Genomic DNA, 23,295 nt, shown 5'->3' with positions numbered 1-23,295 from the left:
GAACCGCCCGATGACCTCGCTGCCCGACCCTCCGGTGCGCGGGGGCGCGTACCGACTGGTGCGCGACCCGCTCGTGACGCCCGCACCCCCTGTCCTCGACGCCTACCAGCAGGCCGTCGTGGACCACCGGGGCGGGCCGCTGCTGGTCCTGGCCGGACCGGGCACCGGCAAGACCACCACCCTGGTGGAGGCGGTCACGCGGCGGGTCGCCGAGGGCGTTCCGGCGGAGCAGATCCTGGTCCTCACCTTCAGCCGCAAGGCCGCCGTGGAGCTGCGCGACCGGATGACCGCGCGGGCGGGGACAGCAGGCGCCGGCGGAGTCCCGCAGGCCACCACCTTCCACTCGTTCTGCTACGCCCTGGTCCGGGCCCACCAGGACGCCGACCTCTTCGCCGACCCGATCCGGCTGCTCTCCGGACCCGAGCAGGACGTCATGGTGCGCGACCTGCTGGCCGGCGGCGCCGAGGACGCCCGCGAGGGCCTCGGCATCCGCTGGCCGGACGAGCTGCGCGCCTGCCTGACCACCCGCGGCTTCGCCGACGAGGTCCGCGCGGTGCTGGCTCGCGCCCGTGAGCTGGGCCTGGGCGAGGAAGCGCTGCGGCGCTTCGCCGCCGAGGTGGGCCGTCCCGACTGGCATGCCGCCGCCGACTTCCTGGCCCTGTACCTGGACGTCCTCGACAGCTACGGCGTCCTGGACTACGCCGAGCTGGTGCACCGCGCGGTGCTGCTGGCCGAGCGCCCCGAGGTCCGCGAGCAGCTGCGCCGCCAGTACCGGGTGGTCTATGTGGACGAGTACCAGGACACCGACCCGGCCCAGGTCAGGCTGCTGCACGCGCTGGTGGGCGACGGCCGGGAGCTTGTCGCGGTCGGCGATCCGGACCAGTCGATCTATGCCTTCCGCGGGGCCGACATCAACGGCATCCTCGACTTCCCCAAGGACTTCCCGCAGGCGGACGGCAGCCCCGCGGCGATCCGGGTGCTCCGGGTGTCCCGCCGCTCCGGGGAGGTGCTGCTGGCGGCCAGCCGCACCCTCACCGAACGGATGCCGATGGGCCGGCTCCCGGCGCAGGCACTGGAGCAGCACCGCAGGCTGATCCCCAGCCGGCCGGGTGGACAGGTCGAGGTCTACACCTACCCGACCCCGGGCTCCGAGATCGACAACATCGCCGACCTGCTCCGCCGCGCCCATCTGGAGCAGGGTGTGCCGTGGAGCGACATGGCCGTGCTGGTCCGGGCCGGCGGCCGCTCCATCCCCGGCTTCCGGCGGGCGCTGAGCTCCGCCGGGGTGCCGCTGGAGATCGACGGGGACGACCTGCCGCTGCACCTGGAGCCTGCGGTGGCCCCGCTGCTCACCGCGCTGCGGGTGTGCGCGGTCGGCGCGGTCCGGGACCGGCGCCGCACCGGCGCGGCGGACCAGGAGGACCCCGAGGCGCCGTACGCGGCCGACCCGCTCACCACCGAGATCGCGCATACCCTGCTCACCGGCCCGATGGGCGGCCTCGACGGCTCCGACCTGCGCCGTCTCGGCCGGGCCCTGCGCGAGGAGGAGCGCGCCGCGCTCCGCCGGGAGGCCGCCACCGAGGCCGCCACCGAGACGGACCAGCCGCGGGCCGTCCGCCCCGCCGAGGTGCTGGTCCGCGAGGCGTTGGCCGAGCCCGAACGGCTGGTCACTCACGACCGCTCCTTCGCCGGCCGCGCCCTGCACCTGGGCCAGCTGCTGCGCAAGGTCCGCGAGATGATCTCCGGCGGAGCCTCCGCCGAGGAGGCCCTGTGGGCGCTGTGGGACGGCTCCGAGCGCTGGCGACGGCGGCTGGAGGCGGCCGCGCTACGCCCCGGGACGGCCGGCCGGAACGCCGACCGCGACCTGGACGCGCTCTGCGCGCTGTTCGAGACCGCCGCCCGGGCCGAGGAGCGGGTGAAGGGTCCGCGCGGCGCGCTCAACTTCCTCGCCGAGCTGGAGCAGCAGGACATCGCCGCCGACACCCTCTCCGGGCGTACGGTGCGGCCGGACGCGGTGCGGCTGCTCACCGCGCACCGGTCCAAGGGGCTGGAGTGGGGCCTGGTCGTGGTCGCCGGAGTGCAGGAGGGCCTCTGGCCCGATCTGCGGCGCCGCGGTTCGCTGCTGGAGGCGGACCGGATCGGCCGCAGCGGCATCGCCGAACCGCTGACCCCGGGCGCGCTGCTGGCCGAGGAGCGGCGGCTGTTCTACGTCGCCGCGACCCGTGCCAGGGAGCGGCTGGTGGTCACCGCGGTGAAGGCCCCGGCCGAGGACGGTGACGAACCGTCACGCTTCCTGCGCGAGCTCTACCGCGAGCGCCCGGACGGCAGCCGGGTCCCGGAGGTGCGGGTCGAGGACGTCACCCACCGTCCGCGCCGCCCGCTGGCGGTCGCGGCGCTGGTCGCCGAGCTGCGGGCGACCACCGTCGACCCGGCCAGGGACCCGGCGCTGCGCGAGGCCGCGGCGCAGCGGCTGGTGACGCTGGCCGGGCTCACCGACGAGGACGGCTATCCGCTGGTCCCCTCGGCGCATCCGCAGCGCTGGTGGGGGATGGCCGATCAGACCGTGAACACGGTGCCGGTCCGTGACCCCGCACTGCCGCTGCGGCTGTCCGGCAGTGCGCTCGACCAGGTGAACTCCTGCGGGCTGCAGTGGTTCCTGGGCCGCGAAGTGCATGCCGAGCAGGCGTCCAGCGGGGCCCAGGGCTTCGGCAATGTGGTGCACGTCCTGGCCGAGGAGGTCGGCTCCGGGCGCACCCCGGCCGACCTGGGCGTGCTGATGGAGCGTCTGGACACGGTCTGGGACGCGCTGGCCTTTGACGCGCCGTGGAAGTCGGAGCAGGAGAAGGGCGAGGCCCGGGCGGCCCTGGAGCGCTTCCTGACCTGGCACGCCGGTGAGCGCGGACGCGTCCCGGTGGCCACCGAGCACCCCTTCGAGGTGGAGCTGAAGGTCGGCGACCATCTGATCCGGATCCGCGGCAGCATGGACCGGGTCGAACGGGACACGGAGACCGGCGCGGCCTTCGTCGTCGACTTCAAGACCGGTAAGCATGTGGTGAGCGGACCCGAACTGCTGACCCACCCGCAGCTCGGGGTGTACCAGCTGGCTGTCGCCGAGGGCGCGGTGGACGACGTCGAGGCGTTCGAGGGCGAACGCCCGGAGCCGGGCGGCGCCGAGCTGGTGCAGCTGCGGCAGCCGGCCGGCAAGGGCAAGGAGGACCGGCCCAAGATCCAGGCCCAGCCGTCGCTGGCCGGCGATCCCGGCTGGGTCGAGGACCTGCTCGCCGAGGCCGCCGACCGGATCGTCAACGAGCGCTTCACCCCGACCGTCGGCCCCGGCTGTGCCACCTGCTCGTTCCGCCGCAGCTGCACCGGTCACCCGGAGGGTCGGCAGGTGGTGGAGTGAAGGCGCTGCGCGAACGGGTGGGCGGCTGTCGGTGGTGCCGGATAGCGTTCCTGGGGTGAGCCCGAGCACCACCGACCCCGCAGACCCTCCTATCACCAGTCCCGAGCAGCTCAAGCAGCTGCTCGGCATCCCCTTCACCGCGGAACAACTGCGCGCCGTCACGGCGCCGCTCGCCCCCGCGGTGATCGTCGCGGGCGCGGGCTCCGGCAAGACCACGGTGATGGCGGCCCGGGTGGTCTGGCTGGTCGGGACCGGTCAGGTCCGCCCCGAGCAGGTGCTGGGGCTGACCTTCACCAACAAGGCCGCCGGTGAGCTGGCCGAGCGGGTGCGCCGGGCGCTGGTGCAGGCCGGGGTGGTGGACCTGGAGCCGGCGACCGCCGAGGACGTGCTGGGCGAGCCGGAGATCTCCACCTACCACTCCTTCGCCGGACGGCTGCTCAAGGACCACGGGCTGCGGATCGGCCTGGAGCCGGACGTACGACTGCTCGCCGACGCCACCCGCTACCAGCTGGCAGCCCGGGTACTGCGCCAGGCCCCCGGCCCCTATCCCGCGCTGACCAGCAGCTTCTCCACGCTGATCGCCGAACTGCTGACCCTGGACGGGGAGCTCTCCGAGCATCTGGTGCAGCCGGAACGGCTCCAGGCGTACGACACCGCGCTGCTCGCCGAGCTGGCCTCGGCCAGGATCACCAACGAGGAGCTGCGCAAGGTCCCCCGGGCTGCCGCCGCCCGGCTGGAGCTGGCGGACCTGGTGGTCCGCTACCGCCGCCGCAAGGCCGAGGCCGGGTTGATGGACTTCGGCGACCAGATCGCCGCCTGCGCCCGGCTCGCCCAGACCCGGCCCGAGGTCGGCCGGCTGCTGCGGGAGCAGTTCCGGGTGGTGCTGCTGGACGAGTACCAGGACACCTCGGTGGCCCAGCGGCTGCTGCTGGCCGGGCTCTTCGGCGCGAGCGAGCACCACGACGGCGGCCACCCGGTCACCGCCGTCGGCGACCCCTGCCAGGCGATCTACGGCTGGCGCGGCGCCTCGGTCGCCAACCTGGACGACTTCCCGGTGCACTTCCCCTCGGCACAGGGGAGTCCGGCGGCCCGCTACTCGCTCAGCGAGAACCGCCGCAGCGGCGGTCGGCTGCTGGAGTTCGCCAACACCCTGGCCGCTCCGCTGCGAGAGATGCACGAGGGCGTCGAGGCGCTGCGTCCCGCGCCCGGCGCCGAGCGGGACGGCTTTCTGCGCTGCGCCCTGCTCGACACCTATGACGAGGAGGTGGCCTGGCTCGCCGACTCCATCGCCCATCTGGTGCGCACCGGGACGGCGCCGGGCCGGATCGCGGTGCTCTGCCGGGCCGGCCGCGAGCTGTTCCCCGACATCCACGCCGCGCTGGTGGCCCGGGACGTCCCGGTCGAGGTGGTCGGCCTGTCCGGGCTGCTGAACCTGCCCGAGGTCGCCGACCTGGTCTCGGTCTGCGAGGTGCTCCAGGATCCGACCGCGAACGCGGCGCTGGTCCGGCTGCTGGTCGGCCCGCGATGGCGGATCGGGCCCCGGGACCTGGCGCTGCTGGGCCGGCTCGCCGCCGATCTGGTCCGGGTCGGCGGCGCCGACGAGCAGGACCGGCTCGCGGGCGCGGTCGCCGGCACCGACCCGACCGAGGTGGTCTCCCTCGCCGACGCCCTGGAGACCTTCCTGCGCGCGGATCGCAGCGAGCACGGGGACGTCCAGGAGCTGCCGTTCTCCGAGGAGGCCCGGGCCCGCTTCGCCAGGATCGCCGCCGAGATACGCGATCTGCGCCGCTCGCTGTCCGAGCCGCTGATGGACGTGCTGCACCGGGTGCTGGCGGTGACCGGCCTGGAGGTCGAACTTTCGGCCTCGCCGCATGCGCTGGCGGCCCGCCGCAAGGAGACCCTGAACGCCTTCCTGGACGTCGCCGCCGGCTTCGCCGACCTGGACGGCGACCCCTCGCTCTCGGCCTTCCTCGGCTTCCTGCGTGCGGCGCAGGAGTACGACCGGGGTCTCGACAACACCCTGCCGGGCGGTGACGACACCGTGAAGGTGCTGACCGCGCACAAGTCCAAGGGCCTGGAGTGGGATGTCGTCGCGGTCCCGGGCCTGGTCAAGGGGGTCTTCCCAGGGGAGAAGGGCCGGGAGCGGTGGACCAGCCGGGCCGAGGCGCTGCCGCACCAGCTGCGCGGCGACGGAGCGACCCTGCCGCGGACCCCGCCGTGGACCGCCGCCGGGATGAAGGCGTTCACCCTGGAGATGAAGGAACACGCCGCCACGGAGGAGCTGCGGCTCGGCTATGTCGCCTTCACCCGGCCCCGCAACCTGCTGCTGGCCTCCGGCCACTGGTGGGGCCCGACCCAGAAGCGGCGGCGCGGGCCCTCGTCGTTCCTGGAGGAGCTGCGCGCGTACTGCGAGAGCGGCACCGGCGGTGAGATCGAGGCCTGGGCCGAGGCCCCCGAGGAGGACGCCGAGAACCCCTCGCTGACCCGCACCGCCGAGCACCCCTGGCCGCTGCCGCTGGACGGCGCCGCCCAGGCGGCCCGCCGTGAGGCCGGACTCCGGGTCCTGGCCGGGCTCGCCGCGGCGGCGGCAGAGCCGGAGCCGGAACCCGACGACTGGGAGCCCGAGCCGGAGTGGGATCCGGAGTACGAGGACGGCGGCGGGCCCGCCCTCGGTGACGGCCTGGCCCCCGAGGACCGGCGGCTGGTCGCCGCCTGGGACCGTGACCTGGAGGCGCTCAGCGGTGAGCTGCTGCGCGCCCGCGCCCGGGTCCGCGACGTCCCGCTGCCCGCCGCCCTCACCGCCTCGCAGGTGCTGCGGATGGCTGCCGACCCGGAGGGCTTCGCCCGCGAACTGGCCCGGCCGATGCCCCGGCCGCCGCAGCCGGCCGCGCGCCGGGGCACCCGTTTCCACGCCTGGGTGGAGTCGCGGTTCGAGCCGCTGCTGCTGCTGGGCGAGGACGCGCTGCCCGGCGCCGACGACGACGGAATCGAGGACGAGCGGGATCTGGCCCGGCTCAAGGAGGCATTCCTGCGCACCCCCTTTGCGTCCTCGACTCCGTACCGGGTGGAAGCACCGTTCCAGTTGCTTCTCGCGGGACGGGTGGTACGCGGCCGAATCGATGCGGTCTACCGGACCGCGGAAGGCGGCTTCGAGGTGGTCGACTGGAAGACCAACCAGCGCGAGACCGCCGATCCGCTCCAGCTCGCGGTCTACCGGCTGGCCTGGGCCGAGTCGACCGGCACGCCGCTCGAACAGGTCTCCGCCGCATTCCTGTACGTCCGAAGCGGCAGTGTGGTGCGGCCGGATTCGCTGCCGGGACGGCCGGAACTGGAAGCGCTGATGAGCGGCATTACTCCAAACGGGCTGTCCATGGGTGGAGGGGCCACGGAAGATTTGTGAAAAGGCTGTGCAGCATGTCCTTTTCGTGCCTAATGTGGAGTCAGGAACCGGTCAACTCCAGCCCACTTCAGAAATTTTCTCAGATCCTCCGTGCCCGCAGGAGATAACGACGTTGAGTGCTGCCGGAAGGTTTCGCCGTCTGACCAATTGGAGCCGCGCCATATTGGCGCTGCCCTTCCTCGGCATCGCCCTGGTGATCGCGCTCGACCGTGCCAGCGGAAACCCCGACGTCACTTTTGAGCCCGCGCTCACCGCGGGCCCCGCTCTTGCCGCCGTCGTCAGCAGCCGCACCTGGTACCCGCTGGCGGTGGGCGGGGTCACCGTCGCCGCGGCCTTCGGGCTGGCCGCGGTGGACGGCACGCTGAGCGAGTCGGTGCACTCCGCGAGCGTCTTCGCGGTGGTCCTGATCGCCGTGATCGGCTCCACCAGCGTGCTGCTGCGCAACCGCCAGGAGAAGGCGCTCGCCGACGCCCGACTGGTCTCCGAAGTCGCCCAGCGGGTGCTGCTGCGCTCCATCCCGGCCCGGGTCGGCCCGATGCGCACCGCCGTCCACTACGCGGCGGCCGCCGCCCACGCCAGGATCGGCGGCGACCTCTACGAGGTGGTGCAGACCCGCTACGGTGTCCGCGCCGTGATCGGCGATGTGCGCGGCAAGGGCCTGGGAGCGGTGGAGACGGCCGCCGCCGTGCTCGGCGCCTTTCGGGAGGCGGCGCACCAGGAGCCGGCCCTGGACCGGGTCGCCGCCTGGCTCGCCGACAGCCTGCACCGCGCCCTGCACGAGAACGACCACGAGGGCACCGAGGAGGAGTTCGTCACCCTGGTGCTGGTGAGCGTGCGCCCCGACCAGGTCGTCGAGATCGTCAACTGCGGCCATCCCGCGCCGCTGCTGCTGCGCACCGGTCTGCCGGTGCGGGCGCTGGAGCCGGCGACCCCGGTCCCGCCGCTGGGCGTGCTGGAGCCGGGGCAGGTCGACCCGCCGGTGCTGGAGCTCCCGCTGCACGACGGCGACCGGATCCTGCTGTTCACCGACGGGGTGATCGAGGCCCGCGACCGCTGGGGCACCTTCTACCCCCTGGTCGACCGGCTGCCGGTGGTCGCCGTCGCCGAGGACCCGGCCGACCTGCTGGAGCGGCTGCACGAGGACGTCCGCCGCCATGTCGGCCGCCAGCTCGGCGACGACGCCGCGATGCTGCTGCTCCAGTACGCGCCGACGGTCCCACGACCGATCGGCCCGCTACCGGCGCAGGTCGACGGCACGCTGCAGGTCGACGGCGAGGCGCAGCTGCCGCGTCCGCCGCACTCGGGACGGTTCGGCTTCGTCGGCCACCCGCGTGGTCGGGCGTCCCAGCAGACCTACTGACCGGTGCTCCTGATCGGTCGTCAGAGATCCACCCGGACCAGCAGCGGGCGGTGGTCCGAGAGCCCGAGCGCCGGGGTGTCGCTGCCGAGGACGGAGCTGCGCGGCACCCCGACCGCGAGCACATGGTCGAACTGCACCGAGGGGCGGTGCGCCGGATAGGTCGGCGTCCGGGCCAGGTCGCGCCAGCCCTGCAGCAGTGCCCGCTGCGGCAGCGCCGCCGCCGGGCGCGGTCGCAGGTGCACGCCCCGGCGGACCCGCAGCCTGCGCTGGATCCGCCGGGCCTCGCGGGCCTCCCGTCCGTGCTCCCGGCGCGGCACCCCGTCCCGGCGCCAGCGCTCGCGGCCCAGGCCGTCCATGATCGAGGCCCCGCCCAGGACGGTGCGGGGCACCGGGCCGATCAGATTGAAGTCGCCCAGCAGCAGATAGGGCGCCGGCAGGTCGGAGATCCAGCGCCGGATGCCCGCGAGCTGGCCCATGTTCCAGCCGGGGACGAAGGACAGGTGCGCCGCGACCACCGTGAAGGGGCCGTGGTCGCCTTCCAGCACCGCGGCCAGCGCGGCCCTCGGCTCGTCCGGCACCGGGATCAGCCCGCGTCGCCCGGCGACCCGGAGCGGCAGGCCGAACGGCGCCGGGGCGAAGCGCCGGGCCCGCCAGTGGTGCACCGGCAGCCGGGTGATCAGCGCCGTCCCGTAGGAGGGCCGGTCGGCGCCGGCGTCGAGATCCTCGGGGCCGTAGGCCAGCCGGCCGGGGGAGGCGGTGTCGTGGATCCAGCCCGCGCCGGGCGCGGGCCGGCCGTGCAGGGCGGCGGCGAAGCGCCAGTCGCCCGCCCCCAGCGCCTTGGCGGCGACGGCCGCCTGGTCGACCAACCCGGACCGCTCCTGGTAGCGGTCGACCTCCTGCATGGCCAGGACGTCGGCGTCGAGCGCGGCGACGGCCTCGGCGAGGGGTGCGGCGGGGTCCTCGGGAAGGGGGAGCGGGCTGCCGTCCTCGTCCAGTGGCTGCCCGTGGAGCAGATTGAAGGTCGCGATGCGGAGAGGGCTCACGCCTAGAACCTAGCGCCTGGGACCCGGCGCTCCGAGCGGCCCGGACCGCCGTCACCGCCGGAGGTCCCACCCCTGGAGGTCTCACCGCCGGACGTGACGGTGGCCACGGTCGACCGGCGCGATGAACGGCCAGGTCGGAGATCGAACTAGAGTCGTCCCATGACGACTTCCCCGGACAGCGCGGTCCGCGAGTTCATCGCCGAGCACCGCACCGCCTTCCTCGACGACCTCGCGGCCTGGCTGCGCATCCCCTCCGTCTCCGCGGACCCCGGCCGGGCCGCCTCGGTCCGGCAGTCGGCCGAGTGGCTGGCCGGGAAGCTCAGGGAGACCGGCTTCCCGGTGGCGGAGGTCTGGGAGACCGAGGGCGGCGGTCTGCCGGCCGTCTTCGCCGAGTGGCCCTCGGGCGACCCCGCCGCGCCGACCGTGCTGGTCTACGGGCACCACGACGTGCAGCCGGCCGCCCGCGAGGACGGCTGGGCGACCGACCCGTTCGAGCCCGTGGTCAAGGACGGACGGATGTTCGCCCGCGGGGCCGCCGACGACAAGGGCCAGGTCTTCTTCCACACCCTGGGGGTGCGGGCGCACCTGGCGGTGACCGGCCGCACCTCCCCCGCGGTCAACCTCAAGCTGCTGATCGAGGGCGAGGAGGAGTCGGGCTCGCCGAACTTCGGCGCGCTGATCCGGGCTCACGCCGACCGGCTCGCGGCGGACGTCGTGATGATCTCCGACACGGGTATGTGGGCCGAGACCACCCCGACCGTGTGCACCGGCATGCGCGGCATGGTGGAACTGCAGATCGACCTCTTCGGCCCCGCCCAGGACATCCACTCGGGTTCCTTCGGCGGTGCCGTGCCCAACCCGGCGACCGAGGCCGCTCGGCTGGTCGCGGGGCTGCACGACGAGGACCGGCGGGTGGCCGTCCCCGGCTTCTACGACGGTGTGGTCGAGCTGACCCCGGCGGAGCGCGAGCTCTTCGCCGAGCTCCCGTTCGACGAGCCGGAGTGGCTGGGCGTGGCGAAGTCCGAGGCCACCCTGGGGGAGAAGGGGTTCAGCACGCTGGAGCGGATCTGGGCCCGGCCGACCGCCGAGGTCAACGGGGTCTACGGCGGCTACACCGGGCCCGGGGGCAAGACCATCGTCCCGGCCGCGGCGCACCTCAAGCTGTCCTTCCGGCTGGTCGCCGGGCAGGACGTGGAGAAGGTGCGGCAGGCCGTGGCCGACTGGGTGGCCGACCGGCTGCCGGCCGGCATCCGGCACTCGATCACCTTCACCGGGACCACCCGCCCCTGCCTGACGCCGCTGGACCACCCGGCGCTGCAGTCGGTGGTCCGATCCATGGGGCGTGCATTCGAACAGAAGATCAGGTTCACCCGTGAGGGTGGGTCCGGACCTGCGGCCGATTTGCAGGACGTGCTCGGCGCCCCGGTGCTGTTCCTCGGGATCTCGGTCCCCTCGGACGGCTGGCACTCGGTCAACGAGAAGGTCGAGCTCGACCTCCTCGCCAAGGGCGTGGAGACCTCGGCCTACCTCTGGGGCGACCTCGCGGAGCACTGGAACGCGGCCGGGACTTCCTGACTTGTACCGCCGGCGGAATAAGTCGCGGTGATTGGCACACGATGGTGAGCAGTGATGATCGGGGAGATGGGTACCACGTGACTGTGCAGGAACAGGCGGGAACGGAGCAGCAGGGACGGCTGGACGCGTACCCGCCGCTGGCGCTGTCCAGGGCCGGGGTCGACCGTGCCGCCGAGCACCGCCAGGACGAACCCTGGCTGGCTGCGGCCTGGAGCCACCCGGACACCCGGGTACTAGCGGTCGCCGAGGGCCAGGCGTTCGTGATGGACACCGAGCAGGGCACGGAACTGGTGCTGCTGCCCAGCTTCGAGGCGCCCGAGGGCGGCGAGCGTTATTTCCTGGGCGTCGACGGGCAGGAGGTGGCCTACTTCGCGGTCGCGCTCACCGGCGGCACCCTGCCCGGGCGGCTGGACGGCGACGCCCGCACGGCGGGTCTGCGCGAGGTCGGCGCGCTGCTGGCGGACCGGGACGCGGGGCTGCTGGTGCACGCGGTGGCGCTGGAGAACTGGCACCGTTCGCACCGCTTCTGCTCACGCTGCGGGCATCCCACCGTCCCGGCGCTGGCCGGACATGTGCGGCGCTGCACCTCCTGCGCGCACGAGCACTACCCGCGCACCGACCCGGCGGTGATCATGATGATCACGGACGGGCAGGACCGGGCGCTGCTGGGCCGTCAGGCGCTGTGGCCGGAGGGGCGGTACTCGACCCTGGCCGGCTTCGTGGAGCCGGGGGAGTCGCTGGAGCAGGCGGTCGCCCGCGAGGTCGCCGAGGAGGCCGGGGTCCGGGTGGACCCCGACTCGGTGAGCTATGTGGCCAGCCAGCCGTGGCCGTTCCCGTCCAGCCTGATGCTGGGCTTCCTGGGGCGCGCCGACGACAGCGACGGCGGCACTGAGATCACCGTCGACGGCGAGGAGCTCTCCGAGGCCCGCTGGTTCAGCAGGGAGGAGCTCAGGGCGGGGATGGAGGACGGCACCGTGCTGCCGCCCTCCGGGATCTCCATCGCCCGACGCCTGGTGGAGCTCTGGTACGGCGGTCCGCTGCCGGAGTCCGCCCGCTGGTAGCGGTGTGCGTGTGAGGGATGTGAGGGAGTGAAGGCCGGGGCGCACGCCCCCGGTGTGCTTCAGGCGCCGTGTTCACCCGAGGGGCGGACACGGCGCTGCCGCGTTCCGCCGACGGCGGCGGGTTCGGGTTCGAGGTCCGGCCCCGACTCCAGTTCCAGGTCCGGCTTCAGGTCCGGTTCCAGGTTCGGTTCCAGGTCCGTCGGCTGGACGGCGAGGACGCAGGTCACCGTCTTCCCGGTGAGCCGGACCACCACCTCCCAGCTCTCGACGAGCATCCCGACGATGGACAGTCCGCGGCCGCTCTGGGCGTCCTCGGCGGCCTCCCTGGGCACCGGCAGGGACGTCCCCTCGTCGGTGACGGCGATCCGCAGATGCCGACCGGTCAGCGCCAGGGTCAGGTCGACCGGGCCGCGCCCGTACTGCAGGGCGTTGGTGACCAGCTCGGAGACCACCGTCTCCGCGCTGTCGACGAGGTCGTGCGCGTCCCAGGCCGCCAGTGCGGTCCGGGTGATCCGCCGGGCGTGGCCGACGTTCTGCGGGTGCGGAGGGAAGGAGGCGATCGCGGCCCAGGCTCTCCGGTTGGTCATCGTGGCTGCTCCGGCCGTGCGAGGTGACTGATGGCTGTGACTGATGCTTGGCGGCTGCCCCGGATTGCTGCATTCGGGGCATGGATAGGGATAGCACGCAAGTGGTTGGATGGAGTGGTATTACGCCAATCTTGACTTATGTTGGCTGGTTTCTCGGATGTCGCGCAAGCCAAATGGCTACATTCGCTGAGTGAACATTTCTCGTGGCCCGGGACAGGCCCCCAAATACCAGCGGCTGGCTGCGGATCTGCGTCGCCGGATCATGACCGGAGAGTGGCAGGGCGGGGAGCCGCTGCCGGTGGAAAGCGAGCTGGAAAATCAATACGGGGTAGCTCGTAATACTGTCCGACTAGCAGTTGATGTGCTGGTCAATGAGGGGCTACTGGTCCGGGTGCAGGGAAAAGGCACCTATCTGAAGGACCATCCGGTACTGGATCATCACGCATATCGGGCCCCGGCCGATCCGGCGCTCGAAACTCCGCTCACCCCGCCCTCGCAGTCGTATGCGCACGAGGCGGATCGGGCCGGTCGGAAACTGACGGCCGACTTCCAGATGCTGATCGTACGAGCGACCACTGACATCACCGACCGGCTGCGGATCAAGGCCGGTGAGGCCGTGGTTCTCCGGCGGGTGCTGCGGCACATGGACGGCGAGCCCTGGTCCATCGAGGAGAGCCACTACCCGGTCGCCCTGGCCGCCAGCACCGCGCTGATGGACCCGGACCCGGTCGAGGGCGGGGACGAGGTCGCGCTGGGGTCGGCGGGGCATGTGGAGATCGGCTGCGTGGACGAGCTGGCCGCGCGGATGCCCAACCCCGAGGAGGCGCAGTGGTTCCAGGCGGGGCCCGGTGTCCCGCTGCTGGTGCAGCTGCGCACCGGCTTCACCGAGGCCGGCCCGATCCGGGTGACCGAGACCCGCTACTGCGCCGACCGCAACCGGCTCGTCTACTCGCTCGGACGGCGCGCGGGCGAGTAGCGCTGGCGCCGGGCCCGGTGGCAGGGCAGCGAACGGCCCCGCCGTGGACGAGGATCCACCTGGCGGGGCTGTTCGCTGCGTTGACGCGGTGTCAGGCCGCGAGCTTGGCCTTGACCTGGGCCAGCGACGGGTTGGTCAGCGCGGAGCCGTCCGGGAAGAGTACGGTCGGCACGGTCTGGTTGCCGTCGTTGACCTTCTCGACGAAGGCCGCCGACGCCGGGTCGTGCTCGATGTTGACCTCGGTGTAGCCGATGCCCTCGCGGTCGAGCTGGGTCTTCAGCCGACGGCAGTAACCGCACCAGGTGGTGCTGTACATGGTGATCGTGGCGGACATCGAGGTCGCTCCTTCGTCTTTGGGTCGGCCGTCATCGGCTCGGCAAACGTCCGTTGAACGCCCGCGGCGGGCGGAACATTCCAGTTCCTATCTACACACCGGGCCTGTGGACAACGTGACGGGGCTGTCGGCCGGACTTGAGAGGATGGGCGCATGCAGGTTCAGCTCCCGGGCGCGCAGCCCTTCCCCCCGCAGGACGCCGACGCCGTGCTCGCCGGGCTCGACCCCGAGCAGCGTGCCGTCGCCACCGCCCTCAGCGGTCCCGTGTGCGTCCTCGCGGGCGCCGGGACGGGGAAGACCCGGGCGATCACCCACCGCATCGCCTACGGCGTCCGCAGCGGGGTGATGCAGCCCCAGCGGGTGCTGGCGGTCACCTTCACCGCGCGCGCGGCCGGGGAGATGCGCGGGCGGCTGCGCGAGCTGGGCGCCGAAGGGGTCCAGGCCAGGACCTTCCACTCGGCCGCGCTGCGCCAGCTCCAGTACTTCTGGCCGCGGGTGGTCGGCGGGGAGCTGCCGCGGCTGCTGGAGCGCAAGGTCCAGCTGGTCGCCGAGGCCGCGGCGCGCTGCCGGCTCCGGCTGGAGCGCACCGAACTGCGGGATCTGACCAGCGAGATCGAGTGGGCCAAGGTCACCCAGACCGTGCCCGAGGACTATCCGGCCGCGGCCCGCAAGGCCGGCCGGGAGGCCCCGCGGGACCCGGCCGAGATCCGCCAGGTCTACAAGGTCTACGAAGAGCTCAAGCGCGACCGCGGCGTCATCGACTTCGAGGACGTGCTGCTGCTCGCCGTCGGCGTGCTGGAGGACCGGGCCGAGGTCGCCGAGCAGGTCAGGGCCCAGTACCAGCACTTCGTGGTGGACGAGTACCAGGACGTCTCTCCGCTCCAGCAGCGGCTGCTGGACCTCTGGCTCGGCCCGCGCTCCAGCCTCTGCGTGGTCGGCGACGCCAGCCAGACGATCTACTCCTTCACCGGCGCGACGCCCGCCTACCTGCTCGGCTTCCGGGAGAAGCACCCCGACGCCACGGTGGTGAAGCTGGTCCGCGACTACCGCTCCACCCCGCAGGTGGTGCATCTCGCCAACGGACTGCTCGCCCAGGCCAGGGGCCGGGCCGCGGCCGGCCGGCTGGAGCTGGTCTCGCAGCGCGAGCCCGGCCCGGACCCGGTGTACACCGAGTACCAGGACGAGCCCGCCGAGGCGGAGGGCACCGCCAGGAAGGTCCAGGCGCTGCTCGCCGCCGGGGTGCGGGCCAGCGAGATCGCGGTGCTGTTCCGCATCAACGGCCAGTCCGCGGTCTACGAACAGGCCCTCGCCGACCTCGGCATCGCCTACCAGCTGCGCGGGGCCGAGCGCTTCTTCGAGCGCCCGGAGATCCGCGAGGCCGGGATGCTGCTCCGCGGCGCGGCCCGGGGCAGCAGCGACCCGCTGCTCGACGGCGCCCCGGAGAGCCTGGCCGAGCAGGTCCGTGCCGTGCTCTCCACCCGGGGCTTCACCTCGCAGCCGCCGACCGGGTCGGGAGCGGTCCGTGAGCGCTGGGAGTCGCTGGCCGCGCTGGTCCGGCTCGGTGAGGAGTTCGAGGCGGCGCAGCGGGCCGTCGGGCTGCCGGCCGACCTGTCGGCCTATGTCACCGAGCTCGACGCCCGGGCCGCCGCCCAGCACGCTCCGGCTGTCGAGGGGGTCACCCTCGCCTCGCTGCACTCCGCCAAGGGCCTGGAGTGGGACGCGGTGTTCCTGGTCGGGCTCACCGAGGGCATGCTGCCGATCACCTACGCCAAGACCGACGAGCAGATCGAGGAGGAGCGCAGGCTGCTCTACGTCGGAGTGACCCGGGCCCGGGCGCACCTCGGCCTGTCCTGGGCGCTGTCCCGCTCGCCCGGCGGTCGCGCCAGCCGCCTGCCGTCCCGCTTCCTGGACGGGCTGCGCCCCGGCACCCCGGCGCGGGGCGTTCGCAGCGCCGGTCGCGGGCCGGGCACGGCGGGCGAGGGCGCCGCGGTCCGCCGGGGCAGGGCCCCGCTGAAGTGCCGGGTCTGCGGCCGGGTCCTCACCGAGGCGGTGGAGCGCAAACTCCGGCGCTGCGAGAGCTGCCCGTCCGAGCTGGACGAGGGCCTGTACGAGCGGCTCCGCGACTGGCGCGCCGAGCAGGCCAGGACCCAGAGCCTCCCGGCCTACTGCGTCTTCACCGACGCGACGCTGATCGCGATCGCCGAGGACGCCCCCGGATCGGTCGCCGAACTGGCCGGAATCGCAGGAGTGGGCCGGGCGAAGCTGGACAAGTACGGTGCGGCCGTGCTGTCGTTGTGTCGCGGGGAGTCTCCGGACGCCTCCGTGCCCGTTGAGGGGCCGCCGGAAGAACCAGACGAATCGGACGACATTCCGGACCTCTGGGACGAGAAAGACACCGGAGCGAACTCGCCGGAAAAATAGTTTGCGCCCGCAGCGCGGAGCACACTAGCGTGCCGGAGACGGTTGAGAACGAAGCCGTCACCAGCACCACTGGCACCACCAGTAACACCGCATCACAGCAGTACAGTTCCACCGCACCACCAAGACAACTGACCATCGAGGATCCTGGCCCGCCCGGATCCGAGCACGCCGAGAGGAGGCGGACATTGTGAAGACAACCCTGATCAAACTGACTGGTCGGCCCATGACCGCCGCCTGCCTTGGCGCGCCCGCCGCCCTGCTGTCCATCTCTGCCCCGATCCTGGGCGGCTTTGGTGGCTTCGGCGCCGGCTCCGACACCACCGGTGTCGAAGGCGGACTGGCGACGTGGATGACGATGCGCGATGAGCGACCGATGTCGGCACCCGTAGCAGCAGTCGCGGCCAATCTCGGCCACGTCTATGCAGCAGGTGCCGGAAACCACCAGCAGTACAGCGCAAGCAAGGCCTACCGCGGGCCTGAACCCTGGAGAGATCGACCCTGATCATGTGTCAGGTCGCCTTCCAGGGCCGCGGATTCCCACTCGGGAACCGCGGCCCTTCTGTTTTTTCAGAAATGAGAAAGAGGACAACGTGTCACCGGTGACCAGCCCGACCGCCCCGTACGCCCCCTCCGCTTCACCCACCGAGCAGGCTCACCCCCCGGAGGTACCACTCATGCAGCTCACCGCGTTCGACGACGCCGACACCCTCGGCGCCCCCATCCCCTGCCACTCCCTCGACCCCGAGGTCTTCTTCGCCGAGACCCCCGCCGACGTCGAGTACGCCAAGACCCTCTGCGGGACCTGTCCGGTCAAGGCCGCCTGCCTCCAGGGCGCGCTCGAGCGCCGGGAGCCGTGGGGCGTCTGGGGCGGCGAGCTCTTCGTCCAGGGCGTCGTCGTCGCCCGGAAGCGGCCCCGTGGCCGCCCGCGCAAGAACGAGGTCGTCGCGTGACCGCCCGGCACACCCCCGCGAACGCTCTGCGGAGGTCCGTGCGGGAGGCGACATCCAAGTCCGACCTGGCCGCGCCCGCAGCCTTCCATCCGTCCATCGATCCGACGTCCGACAAGCAGGCCCAGATGTCCCAGCCCACCAGCACCGCCACCGACACCCGGCGGGGCACCGACCCGGCCACCACTCCCAGTAGGAGCCTCCACATGCAACTCATGCCCGAAGCCCTGGCGCGTGTCCATACCCAGGAACGCCTCCAGGAGGCCGAGCACGAACGACTCGTGCGCGCCGTCCAGCTCAGACGGCGCGCGGAGCGGATGACCCTGAAGGCGCGCAAGGCGCTCGCCGCCGTGGTCATGCAGTAACAGCCATGCCGTAACAGCCATGCAGTAACAGCAGACACACTCACCATCACTACCGAGCAGGCCCGGAATCCACAGCGGCTCCGGGCCTGCGGGCTGTCGGAAAGCCCCGGCCCCGCTAGGCCTCGGCCTCGGCCCAGTCCTCGGCCTCGGCGAATCCCGGCAGCCACTCCAGCAGTTCGTCGCGGAGCCGCGCGTTGGCGTCCAGCTGGCAGAGGACCCCGATGGTGCTCAGGGTCACCCGGTGTATCAGCAGGTAGGCCGGCGGGAGGTTCAGCTGGCGTCCCAGGGCGTAGGCGGGCGAACGGGGGTCGCCGACGCGTGCGGCCTGCGAGCGCATCCAGCCCCGGGTGAAGTGGAAGTCCTCGACAGCCGCCGGCTCGATGATCGGCAGTACGTAGTCCAGGACGGCCGCCGGGTCCAGGTCGATCGACGCCCTGACGAAGCCCTCCTGACGGAGCATCTCCAGCACTCCCGCGGCATCCCCGGCCAGGGCCATCCGCAATGCGGTGCCTATCGGCAGCGGCAGCCCCTCGGGCAGCCGGTCCACGGTGCCGAAGTCCAGCACCCCCAGCCGCCAGTTCTCGGCCGGGCCGTCGTCGACCAGCAGCCGGAAGTTGCCCGGGTGCGGATCGGCATGCAGCAGCCCGGTCCGGGCCGGGCCGGCGAAGAGGAAGCGGGCGAGCAGTTGCCCGGCGCGGTCGCGCTGCTCCTGGGTGCCGCCGCTGATGATCTCCGACAGAGGTACGCCGTCCATCCACTCGGTGACCAGCACCTGGTCGCCCTGGGCCACCACACCGGGGACGCGGATGTCCCAGTCGTCGGCGAACTCCTCGGCGTGGATCCGCTGGGACTGGGCCTCCAGGCCGTAGTCCAGCTCTTCGCTGACCCGGCTGCGCAGCTCTTTGATCAGCGGTTTCACATCGAGCCCGGGGATCAGCGGCCCGATCAGCCGGGCCACCCGGCCGAGCTGGGTCAGATCGGAGAGCAGGGCGTCGCCCGCCCCGGGGTACTGCACCTTGACCGCGACCTCACGGCCGTCGTGCCAGATCGCGTGGTGCACCTGGCCGATCGAGGCGGCCGCGGCCGGCCTGTCGTCGAACTCCAGGAAGAGGTCGCGCCAGTCCGAGCCGAGCCGCGCGGCGAGCACGCCGTGCACGGAGGCGGCCGGCATCGGCGGCGCCGCCTCCTGGAGCTTGGTCAGCGCGGCCCGGTAGGGTCCGGCGACCTCCTCCGGGAGCGCGGCCTCGAAGACCGACAGGGCTTGGCCGAATTTCATCGCCCCGCCCTTGAGTTCGCCCAGGACCCGGAACAGCTGGTCGGCGGTGCGCTGCTGCAGTTCGGCGGCGACGACGTCGGCGGGGCGGCCGCCGATCCGCTTGCCGAGGCCCAGCGTCGCCCGACCCGCCATCCCCAGCGGGAGGGCGGCGAGCTTGGCCGTGCGGGTCACGGCTTTACGCGGAAGATCGCTCACGCATGCCTCCCAGTCGACGGGGCGAGGGTCGCCATCATTGTCCCCCAGAGCATCGGTCGGCCCAGCGGCAGCCGCAGTCCGGATGCGGGTCGAGCGGTCGGCGCCGCATCGAGCCGTCCACCATGGAGACCTCGGCCCACCCGCCCAGGCTAGGGGGTGATCCGCCGTCGAGGAACATCAGGCAGTGCAGGGCGGCCAGTCCGGCCACGGTCGTGGCCAGAGCGGTGTCGCACGGGGCACTGCCGCCGCTGCCTCCGCTGCCGGGACCGGATCCCCGCCCCGAGCAGTGCTGCGCCAGCAGCCGGGGCCAGGCCGGGTCCTCGTCGGCCCGGTGCAGGGACAGGCAGCGACCGCAGCCGGTGCTGCCGGGCAGCACCAAGGGGCCCACCGTGCCCAGGGTCTCCAGCACTCCGGCGTAGAGGTGCGGGATGCCGGAGGTCAGCAGTTCCCGGCCGACCTCCGGGTCGGCGAGCAGCCCGGCGGAGTCCCCGCGCGGCGCGACCACCACCAGGTCGGGCGCGCGGTCGCCGTCCTCGCTGCCGCTGCGGTCGTCCGGGCGCCCCGGCGCCGCCCGGCGCACCGCGGCCCGGGCGGCCGCGGCCCGGTAGCGGCCGGTGTCGCCGACCAGCAAGCCGCAGGGAGAGGTGTCCTGCTCCCGCACCCTGCCGCCGTCCAGCACCTCCACCCGGCCGACCCCGGCCGCGGCCAGGACGGCGCCGATCGCCGCGCCGATCCGGCCGGCCCCGCGGACCTGGACCCTGGCCCGGCGTCTGGCGAGCAGCAGCGCCGGGGCACTGCCGGGGGCCGGGTGCGCCAACGAGAGCGCGGCGAGGTCGGGCTGCAGCCGGGCCAGTTCGGGCGGGGGCAGTTCCAGCAGGTCGCGATGGGCGGAGGTGTCGTCCAGCACGCTGGCGGCGCCCAGTTCGGCCAGCAGGCCGTCGACCCGTTCCCGGGGAATCCCCAGCCTGGCCGCCTCGTCGGCGAGGGCCGGGAGCTCCCTGGTGCCGTCGAGCAGGTCGAGGAAGGCGGCCTCGGCCGGCTCGGCCGCCGTGAGCAGCGAGGTGTGCGCCCGGCCGACACCGAACTGCAGCGTGCTGCGGTCGCGCCAGGCCCGGCGCAGAGCGGGTTTGAGGCAGGGGCGCATGGCTCTCCTCCGTTGGTCGGCGAGCGGTCCGGCAACCGATCGGTTGCGTAGTCCGAGCATGCCCGGGGCGGCTGGATCGTGCGGAAAGTTATCCACAGCCTCGGGATGATGATCGGAGGAATGCTGTACCCGGTCTGTCGGGTCTGGCGAGATTTGTCCGGATCCAGGGCTGTGAGACAGCCGACCAAAGGTCCCAATTCAGCCAGGAGGGAGGACTTCTGTCACTGCCACCGGGTAACGTCTGGCGCGTGGCAGCCGGACCGGATTCCCGTCCTCCTGTGCCGCGTCGGCGCGCTCCGGAAGCCTCGGGGGAGAGTGCCGCGGCGCAGGACGTAGAGGTGCGCCGGAGCGCGCGCCGCAGTCGCACCGTGTCCGCCTATCGCGAGGGCGACCGGACCGTGGTGCTGATTCCGGCCAGGATGTCCGCGGCCGAGGAGAAGCGCTGGGTCGCGCAGATGCTGGACAAGCTCGCCGCCCAGGAGAGCCGCCAGGTTCTCGGCGACGACGCCCTGGTCACCCGGGCCGCCGACCTGTCGACCCGCTACCTGGGCGGCCGGGCGGTGCCGGCGAGCGTCCGCTGGGTCACCAACCAGAACACCCGCTGGGGCTCCTGCACCCCGGTGGAGGGCACCATCAGGCTGTCGCACCGGCTGCAGGGGATGCCCGAGTACGTCATCGAGTACGTGCTGCTGCACGAGCTGGCCCATCTGCTGGTCGCCGACCACGGCCCCCGGTTCTGGGCGCTGCTCGCCGGGTATCCGCGCACCGAGCGGGCCCGCGGATACCTGGAGGGCGTGGTGGCCGCGGCCCGGCTGCCGCACGTGCCCGGGCCGCGGGAGGAATCCCGCCCGGAGGATCTCGGCGACTGCGGCTGAGACCCGCGCGCCGCCTCAGCCCAGCAGCTTCTGCGCTCTCGCCACCAGCACCCGCACCGACCTGTCGGTCAGCTCCGGCAGCTCGTCGTAGCCGAACCAGCGCAGCTCCAGCGACTCCTCGCTGATCCGCTCCACCGCGTCCGGCGGCGCCAGTACCAGGTACTGGACGTCGAGATGGGTGTTCTCGGGCTGGTCCTTGCCGGCGCAGCGCACCGCGTGCCGGTCCAGCTTCACCGGCGCGGGGGCGCCGGCCGGATACAGCGTCAGCCCCGATGCGATGCCGGACTCCTCGACCGCCTCCCGCAGCGCGGCCCCGGCCAGCGTGGCGTCCTCGGGTTCGCAGTGGCCGCCCAACTGGAGCCAGAGCCCTACCTTGGGATGCAGCGTCAGCAGAACGCGCCCGCGCTCGACGTCCACCACCAGCGCACTCGCGGTGATGTGCGCCGGGCGGCAGGATCGCCAGACCCCTTCCGGGCGGGCCTCCAGATGGTCGAGGTAGTCGCGCCGCAGCAGCTCCTCCTCGTCGTCGGGAGCGGTCCACGCCCGCAGGGTACGGACCGTGTCGGCGTGCAGCGGACCGCTCACGCCTTGTCCCCGTCTTCGTGGTCGTCGCCCTTGTCGTCGTCCTTGCTGTGCTGGTCCTTGCCATGCTTGTCCTCGGCGGCGGCGGCCTTGCCCAGCATCTCGTCCAGCTTGCTGAAGTCGATGCCGTCCTCGGCGGCCGACTGCTCCTCGCGGTGGACGAAGCCGTCCGGGTCGTCCAGGTCCTTGGCGGTCGGCAGCATGTCCGGGTGCTCCCACAGGGCGTCCCGCCCGTCGGTGCCCCGGGCGTCGGCGAGCGAAGCCCACAGCCGGGCGGCGTCCCGCAACCGGCGCGGTCGCAGCTCCAGGCCGACCAGGGTGGCGAAGGTCTGCTCGGCCGGCCCGCCGGTGGCCCGGCGGCGCCGCAGCGTCTCCCGCAGGGCGGCGGCGTGCGGGAGATGCGGTGCGGCGGCGGCGTGCACCACCGCGTCCACCCAGCCCTCGACCAGGGCCAGCGCGGTCTCCAGCCGGGCCAGCGCGGCCTTCTGCTCGGGGGTGTCCTCGGGCTGGAACAGACCGCCGGCCATCGCCTCCTGCATGGACTCGGGGTTGCTCGGGTCGATCTGGCCGATCAGGTCCTCCAGCCGGCTCGCGTCGACCTTGATCCCGCGGGCGTAGGCCTCCACGGCGCCGAAGAGGTGCTGACGCAGCCATGGGACATGGGCGAAGAGCCGCTGGTGGGCGGCCTCGCGCAGGGCCAGGTAGAGCCGGACCTCGTCGGCGGGCACCTCCAGGCCCTCGCCGAACGCCTCGATGTTCTGCGGCAGCAGCGCGGCCTTGCCGGCCGGGCCGAGCGGCAGGCCCACGTCCGTGGAACCCACCACCTCGGCGGCCAGCGCGCCCAGCGCCTGGCCGATCTGGGAGCCGAACATCGCGCCGCCCATGCTGCGCATCACTCCGAGCAGCGGGCCGGCCATCGCCTGCATCTCCTCGGGCACGACGCCGCCCATGGCGTTGGCGACCCGCTCGGCCACCGGGTCGACCAGTTCCTTCCAGGCCGGCAGGGTGGCCTCGATCCACTCCGCCCGGCTCCAGGCGACCGCGCTGTTGGCGCCCACCGCGAGCGAGGTGGCGGAATCCAGCCAGAGATCGGCCAGCCGCATCGCCTCGGCGACCGCGGTCCGCTCGGCCTCACCCACCGAACGGTCCTTCGAGCCGTCCTCGGCGCCCTGCACCACGGCCTGCCGGGCCAGGTCCTTGGCGAGCTCCCAGTTCACCGGGCCGCCGTCGAACGAGAGCATCTGGCCGAGCTGCTGGAAGGCCGCGCCCAGGTCCCCCGGGTTCATCGCGCCGAAGAGGCCCTCCAGCGGATTGCCCGATCCGCCGCCGGGCATCCCGGGCAGACCGCCGAAACCGAACCCGAAGGGGTTGGCCGGACCGCCCGAGCCCGAGCCCGAGCCCGAGCTCGAGCCCGAGTCAGATCCGGAGCCGGACCCCGAGCCTGAGCCGCCTGAGCCCGAGCCGGAGCCCGCGCCGCCAGGATCGGATTTGCCGCTCTCCTTGCCGTCCTCGGGTTCCTCATGGGAAGCCCCGAAGCCGAAGGGGAAGTCGTTCACGAGCTGCCTCGATCTCGTCGGCCGTCGCGTCCGAGCGGCGGGGGAAGGTATGCCCGGGGCCGCGGCGGGTGCAAACCGGGCGGTGGTTTCCGGTCACTGCCGGGCTCCACCGTGCCGGGTGCACCGCCGCACCCTTGCCTCGGGCAGGATGGTCGATACGTGAAACGCGCGTACGCATCACACGTACGCATCAAA

18 protein-coding genes and 1 pseudogene are annotated in these 23,295 nt (G+C 73.0%); 12 read left to right on the top strand and 7 right to left on the bottom strand.

What is annotated here, in order from left to right; all coding sequences use genetic code 11:
• Positions 1-10 precede the first annotated feature (10 nt).
• From ABH941_RS28500 to ABH941_RS28490, 3 genes are all read left to right on the top strand, one after another.
• Positions 11-3,403 (top strand): ATP-dependent helicase, encoded by a 3,393-nt coding sequence (locus ABH941_RS28500; RefSeq protein WP_370132401.1) that lies wholly within the window; start codon positions 11-13, stop codon positions 3,401-3,403.
• A 55-nt stretch (positions 3,404-3,458) separates the two neighbouring features.
• Positions 3,459-6,803: a UvrD-helicase domain-containing protein gene (locus ABH941_RS28495; protein WP_370132400.1), complete on the top strand. Its 3,345-nt coding sequence runs from the start codon at positions 3,459-3,461 to the stop codon at positions 6,801-6,803.
• Between the two features lie 163 nt (positions 6,804-6,966).
• Entirely contained in the window at positions 6,967-8,163 is a 1,197-nt protein-coding gene (locus ABH941_RS28490) for a PP2C family protein-serine/threonine phosphatase (RefSeq protein ID WP_370132399.1), read from the top strand.
• A gap of 20 nt (positions 8,164-8,183) precedes the next feature.
• Here ABH941_RS28490 and ABH941_RS28485 read toward each other — a convergent pair whose 3' ends face one another.
• Entirely contained in the window at positions 8,184-9,206 is a 1,023-nt protein-coding gene (locus ABH941_RS28485) for an endonuclease/exonuclease/phosphatase family protein (RefSeq protein ID WP_370132398.1), read from the bottom strand.
• A 159-nt stretch (positions 9,207-9,365) separates the two neighbouring features.
• On the opposite strand from ABH941_RS28485, the gene ABH941_RS28480 reads away from it, so the two are divergent.
• Positions 9,366-10,781, top strand: a complete 1,416-nt coding sequence (locus ABH941_RS28480; protein ID WP_370132397.1) for a dipeptidase — start codon at positions 9,366-9,368, stop codon at positions 10,779-10,781.
• A gap of 77 nt (positions 10,782-10,858) precedes the next feature.
• Positions 10,859-11,842 carry an NAD(+) diphosphatase gene (nudC, locus tag ABH941_RS28475; protein WP_370132396.1) on the top strand — a complete coding sequence of 328 codons (984 nt, stop codon included), beginning with the start codon at positions 10,859-10,861 and terminating at the stop codon, positions 11,840-11,842.
• 59 nt (positions 11,843-11,901) lie between these two features.
• Here nudC and ABH941_RS28470 read toward each other — a convergent pair whose 3' ends face one another.
• On the bottom strand, positions 11,902-12,429 hold the full coding sequence (locus tag ABH941_RS28470) for an ATP-binding protein (protein WP_370132395.1): 528 nt from the start codon (positions 12,427-12,429) through the stop codon (positions 11,902-11,904).
• 190 nt (positions 12,430-12,619) lie between these two features.
• Here ABH941_RS28470 and ABH941_RS28465 point away from each other — a divergent pair.
• Positions 12,620-12,829, top strand: a pseudogene (locus ABH941_RS28465) (GntR family transcriptional regulator); the annotation flags it as partial.
• A 153-nt stretch (positions 12,830-12,982) separates the two neighbouring features.
• Complete coding sequence (locus tag ABH941_RS28460) at positions 12,983-13,405, top strand: UTRA domain-containing protein (protein ID WP_243876142.1); 423 nt, start codon at positions 12,983-12,985, stop codon at positions 13,403-13,405.
• A 91-nt stretch (positions 13,406-13,496) separates the two neighbouring features.
• Here ABH941_RS28460 and ABH941_RS28455 read toward each other — a convergent pair whose 3' ends face one another.
• Positions 13,497-13,739, bottom strand: coding sequence for a mycoredoxin (locus ABH941_RS28455; protein ID WP_134001076.1), 243 nt, complete (start codon positions 13,737-13,739; stop codon positions 13,497-13,499).
• A gap of 153 nt (positions 13,740-13,892) precedes the next feature.
• Here ABH941_RS28455 and ABH941_RS28450 point away from each other — a divergent pair, with 153 nt between their 5' ends.
• From ABH941_RS28450 to ABH941_RS28435, 4 genes are all read left to right on the top strand, one after another.
• Entirely contained in the window at positions 13,893-16,160 is a 2,268-nt protein-coding gene (locus tag ABH941_RS28450; protein WP_370132394.1) for an ATP-dependent DNA helicase UvrD2, read from the top strand.
• Between the two features lie 187 nt (positions 16,161-16,347).
• A complete protein-coding gene (locus tag ABH941_RS28445) occupies positions 16,348-16,662 on the top strand; it encodes a hypothetical protein (protein WP_370132393.1) in 315 nt (104 codons plus the stop codon).
• A gap of 172 nt (positions 16,663-16,834) precedes the next feature.
• Positions 16,835-17,110 carry a WhiB family transcriptional regulator gene (locus ABH941_RS28440; RefSeq protein WP_134001070.1) on the top strand — a complete coding sequence of 92 codons (276 nt, stop codon included), beginning with the start codon at positions 16,835-16,837 and terminating at the stop codon, positions 17,108-17,110.
• Between the two features lie 38 nt (positions 17,111-17,148).
• Entirely contained in the window at positions 17,149-17,472 is a 324-nt protein-coding gene (locus ABH941_RS28435) for a hypothetical protein (protein ID WP_370132392.1), read from the top strand.
• A 115-nt stretch (positions 17,473-17,587) separates the two neighbouring features.
• On the opposite strand, the gene ABH941_RS28430 is transcribed toward ABH941_RS28435, so the two are convergent.
• Both ABH941_RS28430 and ABH941_RS28425 read right to left on the bottom strand, forming a co-directional pair.
• The gene (locus ABH941_RS28430; protein ID WP_370132391.1) at positions 17,588-18,943 is read right to left on the bottom strand and encodes an ABC1 kinase family protein; all 1,356 of its coding nucleotides are present in this window, start codon (positions 18,941-18,943) and stop codon (positions 17,588-17,590) included.
• Between the two features lie 34 nt (positions 18,944-18,977).
• Positions 18,978-20,087, bottom strand: coding sequence for a ThiF family adenylyltransferase (locus ABH941_RS28425; RefSeq protein ID WP_370132390.1), 1,110 nt, complete (start codon positions 20,085-20,087; stop codon positions 18,978-18,980).
• A 278-nt stretch (positions 20,088-20,365) separates the two neighbouring features.
• Here ABH941_RS28425 and ABH941_RS28420 point away from each other — a divergent pair, with 278 nt between their 5' ends.
• Entirely contained in the window at positions 20,366-20,962 is a 597-nt protein-coding gene (locus ABH941_RS28420; RefSeq protein WP_370132389.1) for a M48 family metallopeptidase, read from the top strand.
• Between the two features lie 15 nt (positions 20,963-20,977).
• Here ABH941_RS28420 and ABH941_RS28415 read toward each other — a convergent pair whose 3' ends face one another.
• Positions 20,978-21,547 (bottom strand): NUDIX hydrolase, encoded by a 570-nt coding sequence (locus ABH941_RS28415; RefSeq protein ID WP_370132388.1) that lies wholly within the window; start codon positions 21,545-21,547, stop codon positions 20,978-20,980.
• Complete coding sequence (locus ABH941_RS28410) at positions 21,544-23,100, bottom strand: zinc-dependent metalloprotease (RefSeq protein WP_370132387.1); 1,557 nt, start codon at positions 23,098-23,100, stop codon at positions 21,544-21,546. Before ABH941_RS28410 ends, ABH941_RS28415 begins: the two co-directional genes overlap by 4 nt.
• Positions 23,101-23,295: the final 195 nt, after the last annotated feature.

The sequence above is a fragment of the Streptacidiphilus sp. EB103A genome (assembly GCF_041261405.1).
Taxonomy (GTDB): Bacteria; Actinomycetota; Actinomycetes; order Streptomycetales; family Streptomycetaceae; genus Streptacidiphilus.
The sequence above is the reverse complement of the archived record's forward strand: the minus strand, read 5'-3'. Positions and strand labels throughout refer to the sequence as shown.